Source organism: Paenibacillus sp. FSL R7-0273, assembly GCF_000758625.1.
Taxonomy (GTDB): Bacteria; Bacillota; Bacilli; order Paenibacillales; family Paenibacillaceae; genus Paenibacillus_AQ.
The window spans coordinates 2,829,033-2,842,853 of record NZ_CP009283.1 but is presented as its reverse complement, the minus strand read 5'-3'; the positions used below and the strand labels follow the sequence as shown (position 1 = coordinate 2,842,853).

The 13,821-nt window shown below is 48.8% G+C and carries 13 protein-coding genes; all 13 read right to left on the bottom strand.

Going from position 1 to position 13,821, the window contains the following annotated elements; genetic code table 11:
- Position 1: 1 nt before the first annotated feature.
- Positions 2–1,228 (bottom strand): MFS transporter, encoded by a 1,227-nt coding sequence (locus R70723_RS12020; protein WP_039872273.1) that lies wholly within the window; start codon positions 1,226–1,228, stop codon positions 2–4.
- Positions 1,229–1,322: 94 nt separating this feature from the next.
- Entirely contained in the window at positions 1,323–1,787 is a 465-nt protein-coding gene (locus tag R70723_RS12015) for a DUF8821 family protein (protein WP_039872271.1), read from the bottom strand.
- A 162-nt stretch (positions 1,788–1,949) separates the two neighbouring features.
- Complete coding sequence (locus tag R70723_RS12010) at positions 1,950–3,746, bottom strand: ABC transporter ATP-binding protein (protein WP_039872268.1); 1,797 nt, start codon at positions 3,744–3,746, stop codon at positions 1,950–1,952.
- The gene (locus R70723_RS12005; protein ID WP_039872266.1) at positions 3,715–5,499 is read right to left on the bottom strand and encodes an ABC transporter ATP-binding protein; all 1,785 of its coding nucleotides are present in this window, start codon (positions 5,497–5,499) and stop codon (positions 3,715–3,717) included. Before R70723_RS12005 ends, R70723_RS12010 begins: the two co-directional genes overlap by 32 nt.
- Positions 5,496–5,969 (bottom strand): hypothetical protein, encoded by a 474-nt coding sequence (locus tag R70723_RS12000; RefSeq protein WP_144026969.1) that lies wholly within the window; start codon positions 5,967–5,969, stop codon positions 5,496–5,498. Before R70723_RS12000 ends, R70723_RS12005 begins: the two co-directional genes overlap by 4 nt.
- Before the next feature lie 12 nt (positions 5,970–5,981).
- Complete coding sequence (locus R70723_RS11995) at positions 5,982–7,523, bottom strand: radical SAM/SPASM domain-containing protein (RefSeq protein WP_039872264.1); 1,542 nt, start codon at positions 7,521–7,523, stop codon at positions 5,982–5,984.
- Positions 7,504–8,529 carry a biotin synthase BioB gene (locus R70723_RS11990; protein ID WP_052421281.1) on the bottom strand — a complete coding sequence of 342 codons (1,026 nt, stop codon included), beginning with the start codon at positions 8,527–8,529 and terminating at the stop codon, positions 7,504–7,506. Before R70723_RS11990 ends, R70723_RS11995 begins: the two co-directional genes overlap by 20 nt.
- Positions 8,526–8,774 carry an acyl carrier protein gene (locus R70723_RS11985; RefSeq protein WP_039872262.1) on the bottom strand — a complete coding sequence of 83 codons (249 nt, stop codon included), beginning with the start codon at positions 8,772–8,774 and terminating at the stop codon, positions 8,526–8,528. The genes R70723_RS11990 and R70723_RS11985 overlap by 4 nt, the downstream gene beginning before the upstream one ends.
- Before the next feature lie 12 nt (positions 8,775–8,786).
- Entirely contained in the window at positions 8,787–10,241 is a 1,455-nt protein-coding gene (locus tag R70723_RS11980; RefSeq protein ID WP_039872260.1) for a class I adenylate-forming enzyme family protein, read from the bottom strand.
- A 25-nt stretch (positions 10,242–10,266) separates the two neighbouring features.
- Positions 10,267–11,613, bottom strand: a complete 1,347-nt coding sequence (locus R70723_RS11975) for a B12-binding domain-containing radical SAM protein (protein WP_039872258.1) — start codon at positions 11,611–11,613, stop codon at positions 10,267–10,269.
- Positions 11,595–12,470, bottom strand: a complete 876-nt coding sequence (locus R70723_RS11970) for a hypothetical protein (protein ID WP_039872257.1) — start codon at positions 12,468–12,470, stop codon at positions 11,595–11,597. The genes R70723_RS11975 and R70723_RS11970 overlap by 19 nt, the downstream gene beginning before the upstream one ends.
- A gap of 72 nt (positions 12,471–12,542) precedes the next feature.
- Positions 12,543–12,809, bottom strand: coding sequence for a hypothetical protein (locus tag R70723_RS11965; RefSeq protein ID WP_039872256.1), 267 nt, complete (start codon positions 12,807–12,809; stop codon positions 12,543–12,545).
- Positions 12,810–13,075: 266 nt separating this feature from the next.
- Positions 13,076–13,804 carry a glutamine amidotransferase gene (locus R70723_RS11960; protein WP_039872254.1) on the bottom strand — a complete coding sequence of 243 codons (729 nt, stop codon included), beginning with the start codon at positions 13,802–13,804 and terminating at the stop codon, positions 13,076–13,078.
- Positions 13,805–13,821 lie beyond the last annotated feature (17 nt).

The window sequence follows — 13,821 nt, the reverse complement described above, 5'->3', positions numbered from 1 at the left end:
ATTAGTTCCCCTTAGGTAATGTGATGAAGATAAAGAAGCCGATCAGAAACAGCGGGATAATGGACAAAATGCTGTAGGCCGCATTGCCCGTCAGCGTAGTCGTCAGAGCCATCAGGGCAGGCCCGATAATCGCGGCAAATTTACCGAAAATATTATAGAAGCCGAAGAACTCATTGGAGTTCTCCTTCGGAATGATTTTGGCGAAATAGGACCGGCTGAGTGCCTGAATTCCTCCCTGGGCAGAGCCGATCAGCGCCCCCAGAACAAAGATATGCCACACCGAGGAGATAAAGAAAGCGGCAATACAGGAAATGATATATGTAAAAATACCGGCGATGATCATGGTGCGCGCAGAGTACTTTTTGGCCAGGTTACCGTAAAGAATCGCACAAGGAAAGGCAATAATCTGAATGATGAGCAGAATCCCCAGCAGCGTGAAGGTGTCCATGGCGTCGGCACCAAGCACGGAGGTTGCATACGGTACTACCATTTTTATAATCGTATCGACTCCGTCAATGTAGAAGAAATAGGCTAGCAAGAAGACGAACACGATTTTGTGCTGGCGGATATTGGCGAAGGTGACAGCTAAGCGTTTAAAGCTTTTGGCAACAGGCTGTGGCTCCGGTTCAATGTAATATTTCTGCTTCACATCCCGGATCATCGGCACTGTCAGCAATCCCCACCAAAGCGCCGTAATGATGAACCCGATCTGGTAGCCGATGGCTTTATCCATCCCCAGGACAAAAATCAGCAGCAGACTGATCCCGAACGGAATTACGCTAAAAATATACCCGAACGCAAAGCCTCTCGTTGACACCTTGTCCATGCGCTCATCCGCGGCAACATCCACCAGGAAGGAGTCGTAGAAAATATTGGCCCCGGCGAACCCGATCGCAGACAAAATGTAAAAGGCAACCAGCAGCTGCCACTGTCCGCTATCCGGGGAGACGAACGCCAGGGAGGCCGTAGCCAGAATTCCTAACGCTGCAAAAAACATAAAAAAGCGCTTCTTCCGGTCCTTGTAGTCGGCAATCGTACCCAGGATCGGGCTGAGTACGGCCACCAGTATACTGGCGATGGAATTGAAGTAGCCCAAATCCATACTGCTGTCCACATTGTTGAACATGCCGAACACAATCGGCAGCAGCGCCGTCGTCACCGCCATCGAATACGCCGAATTGCCGCAGTCATACAGAATCCATGATTTCTCCTCTTTGCTCAGCTTCATCTAATCTTCTCCTCTTATAACGTATTGTTACTGTTATATCACGTGAAGATATGGAGCATGTTAAGCCGGTGTTAAATCGTGGAAGCTGCCCTGCTCAGTACTCTCCTTTGATCACAAAAAAAGACCCGCGGATCGTTCCGGCCAGCTTTGATTTCTGCCTTGCAAATTTGAACTTCTCCTCCAGCTCTTTAGGCACGTCCATCCCCTCGGACAGCTTGAAGCCGAAAGCCCGCTTCTTCGGGTCATCCACGGTGTACATTACATTAATAGCAAGGCCATCCTCGTAGAAGACATAGGTGAACCGGATATTTTCTACCTGAAAGCTTGAGGTTTCCAGCGGCTTGGCGGCAAATTCGATATTACGTTCAGTCTTCAAGATCCGGTTGACATAGTCAAGGTCTTCCTGGCTCTCACCGGCCGGTACGGTTGTGAATTCATGCTTGTACTTGTTCATAAAATAACGTGCTTCATTCGCCCGCAATCCGGCCAGCGCCTCTGCTACAGGGGATGACTCCAGTCCGGCTGTTGACACCTCTTTAAAATCAACGGTATATGGCATGTCTGTTCCTCGCTTCTATATTATTTATTTACAGATTTACTATTAACAAATTCAGCTGCATATATCCGAACCGTATATTCGACAGCAATGCAGTTAAATCCTTCATTTTTTAAATAAACCATCACAACAAAAAAAAGCAGCCCGTCAGAGCTGCCTGTGTCACTAAGTCCGGTTAGCCGCTACAACGGGACCGCTTGATCCCGCTCCATTTTCAAACAGCAGCCGGTAGAGGGTATTCTCCATCCATAGTTTCTGATGCTTGCCCTGATCCGCGATCTGCCCGTTGTCCAGCAACAGAATTTCATCCGCGTACATTACTGAGGAAAGCCGGTGGGCAATGATAATTACGGTACGGTCAGACGGCAGCTTGGCAAAGGTCTGATGAACGGCTGCCTCAGTGATATGATCAAGCATAGAGGTCGCTTCGTCCAAAATAATGATTTTGGCATCCGACAGCAGCACTCTGGCCAAGGCAAGCCGCTGCTTTTGTCCACCGGACAGCTGTACCCCCTTTTCTCCGATCACTGTATCATAGCCATGGGTCAGCTTTCCGATATACTCTTCCATCTCGGCCAGCCTGCAGGCTTCTTTAATTTCCGCTGTTGAGGCAGCCGGCCTGGCCAGCTTGACATTCTCCAGGATAGACATATTAAAAATGGCCGGATTTTGCATGACGACACCGAAGGATTTACGCAATTCGGCTTCACCAATCTGCTGTAGCTCACGCCCGCCCAGTTGGATGCTGCCATGAAAAGGCTGACAGATTCTGAGCATCAATTTGATTATTGTGCTTTTACCGGAGCCGCTCCTGCCGACAATGGCTATCCTCGCCCCGGGTTGAACAGCAAAGGATATATCCCTCAGCACAGCGGAACCTTCAACATTATAATAGAAAGAAACGTTTTTAAATTGCAGGACAGGAAGATGATTCTGATCTGCCGCTGGCTTCACTCTAGTTGTATTTTTCGTATCTGGCGTTTCTGCCAGCATGGAGCTGATTTTTTCAAGACCGGGCACATCGCCGTTAAACTGCATATCAAAATCGTTGATGGCTCTTAATTGCGTAAACAGCATTTCATAATACTTCATAAAGACCAGCAGCCCGCCAATCGTCATTTCCCCGTGGAAGATCAGCAGTCCGCCGAGAAAATACAGATTCATTCTTGTAATAAAAAGGTCCTTGAACTCCTGAAGGACACGGTTGAGAAACCAGTACATTTCTTTTTGAAAAAACACTTTGCTCATCGCATGCCAATACCCCGTGAATTTGAGTGAACTCCGCTTCTCCATCCGGTTGATCTTAATTTCCCGCCAGCTTTGGATGGATTGCTGCAGCCATCCTTCATACTCCCCGTAAATCTGCCGGTAGCTTGTAGAAACCTCTCTTGCCCGGATACCAAGTTTGCTTGTAATCCAGAAGGAGACAGGCACCATAAGCAAAGCGACCAGTGCCAGCTTCCAGCTGAAAACCGCCATCATGGCAGCACCCGCCAGCAGGTATGCAAAGCTATAGGCGTATTCCATCAGCTGCACCTTGAACAAACGGTCCACTGCATCCGTATCCTGGTCTATTCTGCCCTTTAAATCGCCTGTGTTCAGCTGGCAATAAGTACTGAGCGGCATGTTAAGATATCTGTCCCATAAAGCTGTACGTACAGCAAACGTCACACGATTCGTAAATTTGTTGCCTACAAAGGTTTGTCCGCCCGTGACGGCAGACTGCATAATATATACAGCAGCATAACCGGAACAAATCAGCCAAAGCGCCTTTAAATCCTGCTGAACGATAACCCTGTCAATCAGGAGCTTGAACAGTAAAGGTGAAACCAGCCCTAAACCAAGCAGCAGCACCTTAAAACCGGCAAGCATACCCAGCTCATAACGGCGGGGCTGCAGTTCAGCCTTGAAAGCCTTGATGTAATGCAGCTTAAGCCTGATACTGTGCTGCAGTTTCTTCATGATTCATCCCCAATCCGTTTTCAGCATATTGCTCATAAAAAAGCCGGCGGTAGATTTCACTGTCAGACAACAGCCGCAAGTGATGATCATAAGCAACGATCCGCCCGTTATCCAGGACCGCTACCTTGTCAGCGCTTAATATCGTGGACAGCCGGTGGGCAATAACAATAGCCGTCCTGCTCCCGCCAAGGTTATTCCATTGGGCCCGCACAGCCTTCTCTGCTTCACCGTCGAGTGCCGAGGTAGCCTCATCGTATATAATGATCGGAGCTGGCCGCAAAAAAGAGCGCGCCAGAGATATGCGCTGCTTTTGTCCCTCCGACATTCTCAGTCCGCGGTCTCCTTCAATCAAGGTGTCCAAGCCCTCGGGCAGTGTCCGTATGTATTCTGAAATGAATGCCTGTTCACAAGCAGTCCACAGTGCCTTGTCCGCCTGATAAACGCTTCCCCAAAGTAAATTTTCGCGCAGTGTGCCTGCAAAGAGAAAGGTTTCCTGTGCGTTGGTGCTGACTGCCTGACGAAGGGATCGCAGGCTGCATCGGCTGATGAGGGTTCCGTCAACCCTGATTTCACCCGATTCGGGTTGATAGAGACCCAGCAGCAGAGAAGCCAGCGTAGTCTTCCCGCTTCCGCTTTTGCCTACAAGAGCCACCGTCGTTCCTCCCTCCAGAGCGAGGCTCAGGTTCAGTAAAACCGGAGTTTCGGGGTTATAGCTGAAGGAAATGTTGTCAAATTCGATATTTCCCTTTGTTACCCTCAGACCGGGTAAGTCTGATCCCTTATTCTCTTCAGGCTCCTGCAGCAGAGAGATAACCCGGTCTATCGCCACTTTATTGCGCTGAATGCTGCGGCTTGCGCCGCTGATTCTTTGCAGCAGCTCACCACCCTTGGAGAAGTATTCCATACTTGCAATAAAAACGCCGAGCGTCAGCTGCTGATGGATAATGAGATAGCATGCCGTAACATACAAGGCGAGGTCAGAGCAGAGGCTGATTAAACCTATCGTTCTTTCAGAGATCCATTCCAGCTTGCTTGAGCTGTTCTTAACACGCATATATTGGATCAGCATATGTACAAATGTTCTGGAGCTGTACTTTCCGGCTCCCAGCAGCCTGATATCCTGCAAGCCTGCCAGCATTTCAAAGCACCAGCTCATCAGTGTGCCATATTGCTCTCTCTGCTCCGTCAGTCTGGTCCGTAATCTGCGGTTAAACATTACCGTAACAAAAACAACCGCCGGAACGGCCACCAGCATCAGAAGCCCTAAATAGAAGCTTGCATACAGCACAAAAGCTACTGCTGTCAGCAAACGGAGGATATTAGCTGCAAGAAAAAAAACGTTCAGATGGATGAAGGCCAAAATTTCTTCGGTATCCCTGTTGATAATAGTCATAAGATCACCGGATTTGCTTGCAGTGAAAAATGCCGGCCGCAGTGACAGCAGCTTATCATAAAGCCTCTTACGGATATCAAACGAGAACCGGGTAGCCAGATAAGCCCAGGCACTGTTGAAGCAGATATGCAGGCATTGCTCTCCGGCGAAAACAGCGCCATACAAAATTACGATATATTTCAAGAACTGGAGGTTCCTCTGATAGAACACTTCATCTATAAGCATTCCGAAGATATAGGGATAAACCATGCCGATGACAGAAGTAACTACAACGCAAATGAACAAATTGATGAAACTCCACCTGTACCGGCGGATAATTGGCCACAGCGGTTTCATCTGCGTATACATTGTTTTCCTCATAGGCGTTCTCCCTTATAAATCATTTTGAACCACAAGCTTCGTTGCCCCTGGGGAATTTCCACAAAGACCTGCTCTCCGGAAAGTGTCTTACCGGATTCTGTATTGGCCCGGGTCCATTGGCTGCGGCTGATTTCAAGCTCGACAGTACTCCCGCCCGCTTCAGCCTGTACCGCTACGACCGTTCCCGTATATCGTCCTCCGTCCGCACTTAAGTACCAGCTTGCAGTATCGCGGATATCAATATAGGAGCTGTCATAATTCCCCTTTAAGCGTACAAGCATATATTCCCCCGACACAGATGCCGAGCCGCTGACCGTTACATAATGTTGCAGAAGGAGGCTGTCCGCCCAAATGTATAAGCCTCCGCATAGTCCTGCAATGATCAGCAAGGCCGCTAGCGGCGTTCGGATAAACAGATAAGAGAATCCGTTCCACAGCCGCCCGTTCTTCTTTCCTTTTGCAGCATTCATCGGCGGCCCCATCTACTTATTAAGAAGCTCTTGCCGGTAGGAAGTAAGCAATTCAGGGGCGATTCCCAGCTGCGCAGCATATCTTACACATAAATAGGATGGCCCGAAAAAATCACCCAAAGCAATCTCAGAAGCGATTCTGCACTTCTTGACAGTCGGCCCGCATTGGTCAAAATGTTCACATTGGCTGCAGACCGTCAGCTCATTGCGGTTCATTACTTTTCTTACCCGGTTCATCCCCTCGGAATTCCAGACTTCAAGCAGCGAATTCCGGGTAACATTTCCGCAGTGATCAACAGGACGGGCCGAATTCGCATAAATCATGCAAGGATACACATCCCCGTTGTAATCAACAAACATCTGGCTCACACCGCCATCACAATTCGTTAAGACATTCTTATCCCTTTTAACAACATCATAATTGCCGCTCTCCATGCGGTTTCCGCTGAGAATGCCGTTTAAGAAAGCTTCGGCGTTCTTCCGGGCTATGGAGGGCTTCTCTTGAAAGAGTCCCGCGGGAAAATAGGGGTCGCTGTAATGTAGCTCGACTCCAAGCTCCAGGCCGGAAAGCTCGCTGACTCTATGCAAGTAACGGAGCCGGCTGTCCCACTCCAGCTCCAGCTCTTGTATTTGCGGATTCCGGTCAAAGTTGAATACGGGGTGCAGATACAGACTCCCGACGCCATTCTCGCGGCAAATGGTGATTAACGAATCCAGTTCAGGATACAGCTCCGCTGTAGCCATACTTTCAACGGCAGCAACAGGTATTCCCCGGCCGTTAAGCTGCTCCAGTGAGCCGATGATCCGGTTAAAGCTTCCAGTGACGCCCCGGACACCGTCATGTGTTAACGGAGTTCCTCCATCCAGGGAAACATGCAGCTTTAAGCCGCCGGGTTTTTGCTCCTGTATGCTCCGGAACAAGGTCAGCCACTTCTCATTGATGAGCATGCCGTTGGTATATAGAATTACCGTGTAGCTTCTATTCAAAGAATCCTCAATAACGGTATAGATCGATTGCCACAGCAAAGGCTCTCCGCCTGACAGCACTATATTCTCCACACCGCAGGCATCTGCTTCGTCCAGGAAAGCTTGTATATCCTCGAACCGCAGAATATCCTGCTGCTTATAATGCTTGTCAGATACAATGCAGTGCTTGCAGCGCAAATTACATTTAGGGGTACAGTTGAACATAATGGTCCGGGGAATCAGCGGTATTCCCTTTAGACGCTCTTCGGAGCTGCCAGTGAGCAGCCTCGCCTGCCCGGAAGCCGGCCCGTCATTCAATAATAAGAAATCCTGGGCAGTCAGCCAGTCTAAAACTGCCTGAAGCTCCTCTTCGTTCTCCCCGTAGCGGTTTAGCAGCTCATCGTATTGCAAAGGCAGGATCAGCTCTCTCAATAAGCTGAAGGACTCTGCTTCCAATACCGTTGTCCTTCTATTCTCAGTGTCACGTACATAGTAGGACGGGTTCAACGGAAGCCCGGCAGGCGCTCCTGCATTCCGCACCGCCTGATCGGCCAGAATCAGTGAAGACTTAGCTTGGTATACTCTCATGATTGGTCTCCTTAGAAATAGCATTCGGTCCTGCTGCCGGCTTGCGTAAATCAGCGGCAGCCTGAAGACCGGCGCCTGCTATGGTCTGCAAAGCATGCCCGAGGGTCACTACAAACCGGTTTTCACCGTAGATATGATATTTCCCGGATTCCTGTTTGGGCGTGTAGTTAACCGTGATTACATTGGCTCCGGCATTCAGTCCGGCAATTTGCCCTCCTATCCTGATTTTTTCCAGGGCGCTTACGGAAGGAATCAGCCATTCCGGATGTAAAATCCGCATAATAGATATAGCATTCAGTGACAGATCAATCGAACCGCTGCTGTAACGCTCAAGCGGAGTGTGCGCTGCAGGCAAAAAAGGCGACACACTGCACATATGCACCTTCAGTGATTTAGCCAACAGAATATCGTCAGCGATGCTGTCGATGGTCTGGCCGGGCAAACCGATAATCATTCCGGTGCCCACCTCATAACCGGTCTCAAGCAGCAGCTGAATCGCCTCAATCCTTTTATCCAAAGCCTCATGCCGGAGCCGCTCATGATTGATGGGGTCACTTGTTTCGAATTTGAGAATATAACCGTTCGCACCCTGCTCGTATAAGTACGCATACTCTGCCGCCGTCTTCACACCCAGGTTCAGAATAATATTCACTTCATCCCGGTACATGGAGCGGATTTTGCGGATAGCGCCTCCCGCTACCCGGGTATTTGCCGGATTTTCCCCGCCCTGCAGGAACACTGTACGGATTCCGCAATCCGTCATTTGCTCAACCGCACCCAGAATTCCCTCCTCGTTCAATGTAAACAGCGAGTTGTTTTTAAGATTATCCCGCCGCATCGGGCAATAATCGCAATTGCACAGGCAAAGATTACATACCTCAACGACACCTCTAATACAGACTCCTTCCGGAAACTGCTTATCTCTGACACCTCTCGCTGTTTCATAAAGCATCTGCTGCTCTTCTCCGTCTGCCGTTAAGAACTGAATGATTTCATCTTTATTCAAGCGTTATCCCCCGCCTTCACCTGATTACGATTCATATAGTCAATGACATCACCAAGCCGCTGAAAAGACAGTAAATCCTGATCAGGAATACTACAGCCGAGCCTGTTCTCCAGCTCTGCAACGAAAAAGAAAATATCAAAGCTGTCGAGACCCAAATCCCGCAGCTTCGAGTCTTTATGAATCCCTGCCGTTTGTACAGAAAATTTACGTTCTAAAAGCTCATAAATAAATTCCTGGGATATCATACCGGGCGCCCCCTATTCAAGCTTTGCTTGCAGTTCTTTTCTGTTTACTTTACCGCTGGTAAGCTTCGGCAATCCGGCACATTGGATAACACGGAATTTAGTAGGCGTAAGGACATCATTCAGCAGCAGAAGAATGTCAGGGTACAGGTTGCCTGATTCCGTATTTACCGAGTAAAAAATGCCTACAGTGTGGCTTGTATCCGAATAGACTGCAGCTGTTTCCGCTATACCCGGCAGGCTCCGGACTTGCTGTTCCAGCTCATGCAGTGAAATTTTTCTCCCCGCCGCTTTAATGAAAGAATCTGTCCTGCCGGTAAACCCCAGTACACCACCAGGATGACAGGTAACAGTATCTCCCGTATGATAGTAGCCGTCCTTATCAACAGGCTGCTGTTCCTCATAATTCCAATAGCCCTTCATTACGCTATCCCCGCGTATCAGCAATTCACCGCATTCCGGTTCAATCATCAGCTCATATCCGGGCACAGGAAGCCCCAGTATAGCCCCTTCCTCCAGAAATAAAGCTTCAGGCATTACCAGTACAATCCCCGTTGTCTCTGTACATCCCCATACCGAAATCAGTTTTTTTCCCGTCCTGCTATAGAATTTGAACCTAAGGTCATATGGAACGTTCTCCCCGGTCCCCAGCAGGAATTTAATGCTCTGCCAGTCTTCCCGGCTCTGGCATATTTTCAGCAGGTTTGACAAGGTGTGCGGAGTAGCCAGCAAATGGGTCAGCCGGCGCTCACGCATATGATGCCCGAAGCTCCGTAATTCGTGATTGGCTAACAACAGACACCGGGCTCCGAACAGCAGAGGTCTGGTAAATAGTTCATGGGGATGCATATCCGGGGCAAACAGACAGCAGTAACAGTCTTCTGTGTTAAGAGGGAGACGCTCGCTGACAAGCAGCGCATTTATAATAATCTCCCGGCTCCCTGTTCTTACCGCTTTAACTCCGCCGGTAGAGCCTGAGGTGAGATTATAGTAACTGGCATTGGCCTCTGACGGGGAGTACGTATAGCCTGCATAGCTGTTGTTCAATTGATATGGAATAAACGCATTGTCCGTTTCTTTTATATAGCCGTCATTAGCAGGCCTGATTCTGCTTATTACATAGGACCTGCTGCCCGGCTGGCTGTATCCTTCGTATTGAATGAGAACGTTCACCGGGATCAGGGATAAAATCTGTTGCAGCCGGATTTCCGCTGCCTGCTCCGGAAGCGGAACGACAGACAGTCCAAGTCCCATGGCAGCCACATACAGGAGGACAAGGGAAACACTGCGCGGAGCCGATATCCCCACAATATCCCCCTCGTGCAAGCCCTGTGAGTGCAAATAGCCCTGCAGCTCGCGCACCTTACACAGCAGCATACTGTAAGTCAGCTCCTGCTCGGCATCGGCCACCGCAGGATTGCCGCCGCTGCTCCCGGCCCATAGCTCCAAGTAGTCATTAAATGTGTACATCCGGATTGCACCTCTTTTCAGGAGCTCAGCTTTCTGGGCAGACCATAGAGAGCTGGGGGTGTGCTGTTTGTTTACAAGTCATCGCCTTATAGGCTGCTCTCCATTTACTGATTTTGAGCAGAAGGTTCATTGAAATGAATCTGCCGTCCAGGTGAGTCAGCACAAAGTCAAAAATCCGTTCATCGAAGCCCAGAAAGTGCGGAATAAGCAGGTCATTGCCCGTTTGCCCAAGCAGCGTTTCCAGTCCGCTTCCCGGTGAGATCCTTATCCCAAAGGAAAAGAAAAGCTGACCCGGCTCCAGAAACCGGTTGGCAAACTCGCAGGTTTCTTTAATAGTCAGCTCTGTTTCTCCGGGACCGCCGAATAACAGCAGACCTACAAGATTTACTCTGTATTCGGCGCACAATGCTATGAATCTGCTGATGGTATGAACAGAAAAGCCTTTTTTCAAGTTTGTCAGCATAGCGGGAGAAAAGGTATCGAACGAAACACTTAAGGTCTTACAGCCTGAAAGAGCCGCCAGCCTCAAAAACTCTTCATTGCGGGTCGGCCTGGCATATGCAGTCCATTCAAGCTCCGGCAGATTAAGCTCAATCAGCAATAGACAAAGATTCCGGGCATGCCCAGGTGAAATATTGATTAGAGAATCAGTAAAGAACAGCTCTCTTACGCCGATTTGATAGAGCTGGATAATTTCATTACGCAAAAGGTGCAGAGGCCGGGTATAATGGGTATTCTGGTCAAGCAAACCGTAAGAGCAATAAATGCACTGCATCGGACATCGGCCTCCGCACCGGGTTGGAATGCCGATCTGCTTCGCCCCAATTGCCAGATAAGCCTTCACAAGCTCCGGTTGATACTTAATTTCGAAGGCAAACCGTTCAGGACAGGTACTGCCAATACCAGCAAGCTGATCATTTTGCATTTCTTCGATATGGCCAGTGATAAACTGGAATAACCGTTCCTCTGTATCGCTGTCTATAGCGGCATCAAAGGGAAATACTTCAGCAAATCCTTTAGGGTAGGCGGTAAAGGCGCTTCCTCCCAGAAGAATTTTCACATCGGGATTCCGTTGCCTGCCCTGCTCTATAATTAAGGTTGTGATTTTCAGATAATAATCTACCAGATATTCACCGTCCAGCTCCATGGAATCCAGGTTTCTGATGGAGAATGCGATGCAGTCGAACTCTTTTTCCAAAAAATCCAGCGTTTCCAGCAAGTCCGGCCGCTGCACAAAATCGATAAAATCAACTTCTGCGCCCATTTCGGATAACAGTGAGCATACGTAATTGGCACCTACCGGGAAAACCGGACTGAATCCCAGATTCGGCAGTGAATTAAGATTGACCAGAATTACCTTATAGTTTCGCATAGGACATTTCCTTTAACGGATTTGAAAAGATAGTGGGTTTCATGGCCGCACTCATTGGTATACGGCGAGAATCCCGAAAGACGAAGGAGCGTGATTTTCCGCTGATGCTCCAGGTTTATTCTATATGTAGTTAGCCCGTCGCGGTTCAGCACAGCCAGCAATTCTACAATAGCCGCCGTGATGTCCAGTTCAGGTCTGGAGGAAAGTGTAAACATTGCGAACAATGTATCTCCATAAATACACCAGCGGATGCCTGCGGCTATTCCCAGCTCATCCTCTCCGACAAACCAGCCTGATTCAGGATTGGTAAAATCACCGCTCAGATTGACACTATCAATAAAGGAGCTTTGTGCTTCTGCTAGACTCTCAATAGCGGTACTGTCTCCTTGCACAGCGCACCGCCACTGAAGTAGGCTGTCCTTAATCTCTGCCTGCCGCAGCCGCTGCAGTCCGGCATCCTTAAAAAACAGCCGGTAGACCGGTCTGACGGATGAACTAAATTTCAGCCGCTTCATCATCACCGATTTCCAGGAGGGCATGTCGTCAATCCATGTAATAAAGCCATCGGTTACACATTCGGAAAGGGAGTCTACGGTGTGCTGGACCAATTGATAACAGCTCCAGATATTATGATTCTCAGGACGGACATAGACCCCGTATAAGAATCCCCATCCTGAAAGCAGCACTGTCCGGTGACATCCCATAATGAGGCCATTCATTTTGAGTACTTCCCATCTGATTAGTCCGCTATGCCATGCTTCAAGCTCAGCGGGCAGCTCTTTCATAAACGGGATTTGTAGCCGTGACATCTCCTCAAGATCGGAAAGTGCAGCTGTACTGTAGATTTCCGCATCCATACATTCAGCTCCCTTAATTAAAAGCTGAGTATGGAGAAGATCCCATACTCAGCTCAACAGTTAATAGACATTTTATCTTGGCTGATCACATGAACTCATTGCAATGTTCGATTTGTTGATAAACTCCACATTATTGGAAAGCTTACCGACAACCGCTTCAAATAATTGCGGATTCTCGCTTAATTGCTTAGTAAAGTCAGCAAGGCTGATCCCCAATCCGGCTTCTCTCAAAGCAGCATCCGGGTTATCGGCAAATTGTTTAACAAAATCAATATTCTCCATACGTTCGAGCAAGCCGGAAAATAAGCCTGCTGTTTGTTGTACAGCAACTGCCGCCATATCTGTCACCTCCTTTCCCTATAATCCATAAAGAAAATCGATGTGTAAGTATGTGAGTTGTTCTTATATTAGTTTCTCCCCTTCCAATTGTCAATCATATCCAATTATAATTATTTTTAGGTAAATTTCTTTTTTATAAAATATAATGATTTATCTGTATTAATGTCTTTATTATTCTTCATTAATACAGTTAATTCAGCATAAAAAAAAGATGAACCGCCCTTAAAAGGTACGGTTCATCAGTATCGCTGTTAGTACAGCTTGGGCTATTTTAATGATTTGACTAAATTAGACCAGAACGCCGAATAGTGCTGCCAGTCCATAAATTCCGTCGAGCCCCAGTGCGGGGAGCAGTCGCTGGCAAAGGCGGCGGTTTTGCCCTCGCCGTAGGTGCCCACGGTCAGTATAGCATCGCCGTTATAGCTCAGCAGCTCAGCAGCATCCGGCTTCGCAGCCAGCTTGTTGTAGCCGAGCAGCCGAGGCCAGCCGCCGTAGCCTACCAGCGGATGCTCCTGCGCCGCCACCGGCGAGAAGCCGGCCGGCATTTCCACCCGGTCATCGCCCGGCTGCATCACAACCGGCAGCACCTCGGCCAGAACAGTGTTTACATAGTTCGCTTTGCCCTCTATGCCCATAAAGGTCAGGTACCCGCCGACCATCAGCAGCCCGCCGCCTCCGGCCACATACTCCTTAATGTTGTCCAGCGCATTAGGGATAATCTGCATCTGGTAAAAGGTCGGGTTCTGCAGCAGGAACGTATTCGCGCCGACATCACTGATTACGATGGCATCATAGGCTTTCAGCTCCTCAAGCGTCTGCGGGAACCGCACCTGCACCTCATGGGCCGGCATATAGGTTACATCAATTCCCTCTGCCCGCAGGCAGGACAGCAGATAAGTCGCTCCTTCCTCGTATTTGGTAGAAGTAAAGCTGTCATATCCTTTGGTATGGATCATATGGACCACCCAGGATTCGCCGACAAATAGAATTTTCATGCTGTAATGGCACCTCC

Coding starts and splice junctions, on each gene's coding strand:
- R70723_RS12020 (WP_039872273.1), bottom strand. CDS start 1,228: ATGAAGCTGAGCAAAGAGGAGAAATCATGGATTCTGTATGACTGCGGC.
- R70723_RS12015 (WP_039872271.1), bottom strand. CDS start 1,787: ATGCCATATACCGTTGATTTTAAAGAGGTGTCAACAGCCGGACTGGAG.
- R70723_RS12010 (WP_039872268.1), bottom strand. CDS start 3,746: ATGAAGAAACTGCAGCACAGTATCAGGCTTAAGCTGCATTACATCAAG.
- R70723_RS12005 (WP_039872266.1), bottom strand. CDS start 5,499: ATGAGGAAAACAATGTATACGCAGATGAAACCGCTGTGGCCAATTATC.
- R70723_RS12000 (WP_144026969.1), bottom strand. CDS start 5,969: ATGAATGCTGCAAAAGGAAAGAAGAACGGGCGGCTGTGGAACGGATTC.
- R70723_RS11995 (WP_039872264.1), bottom strand. CDS start 7,523: ATGAGAGTATACCAAGCTAAGTCTTCACTGATTCTGGCCGATCAGGCG.
- R70723_RS11985 (WP_039872262.1), bottom strand. CDS start 8,774: ATGATATCCCAGGAATTTATTTATGAGCTTTTAGAACGTAAATTTTCT.
- R70723_RS11980 (WP_039872260.1), bottom strand. CDS start 10,241: ATGTACACATTTAATGACTACTTGGAGCTATGGGCCGGGAGCAGCGGC.
- R70723_RS11975 (WP_039872258.1), bottom strand. CDS start 11,613: ATGCGAAACTATAAGGTAATTCTGGTCAATCTTAATTCACTGCCGAAT.
- R70723_RS11970 (WP_039872257.1), bottom strand. CDS start 12,470: ATGGATGCGGAAATCTACAGTACAGCTGCACTTTCCGATCTTGAGGAG.
- R70723_RS11965 (WP_039872256.1), bottom strand. CDS start 12,809: ATGGCGGCAGTTGCTGTACAACAAACAGCAGGCTTATTTTCCGGCTTG.
- R70723_RS11960 (WP_039872254.1), bottom strand. CDS start 13,804: ATGAAAATTCTATTTGTCGGCGAATCCTGGGTGGTCCATATGATCCAT.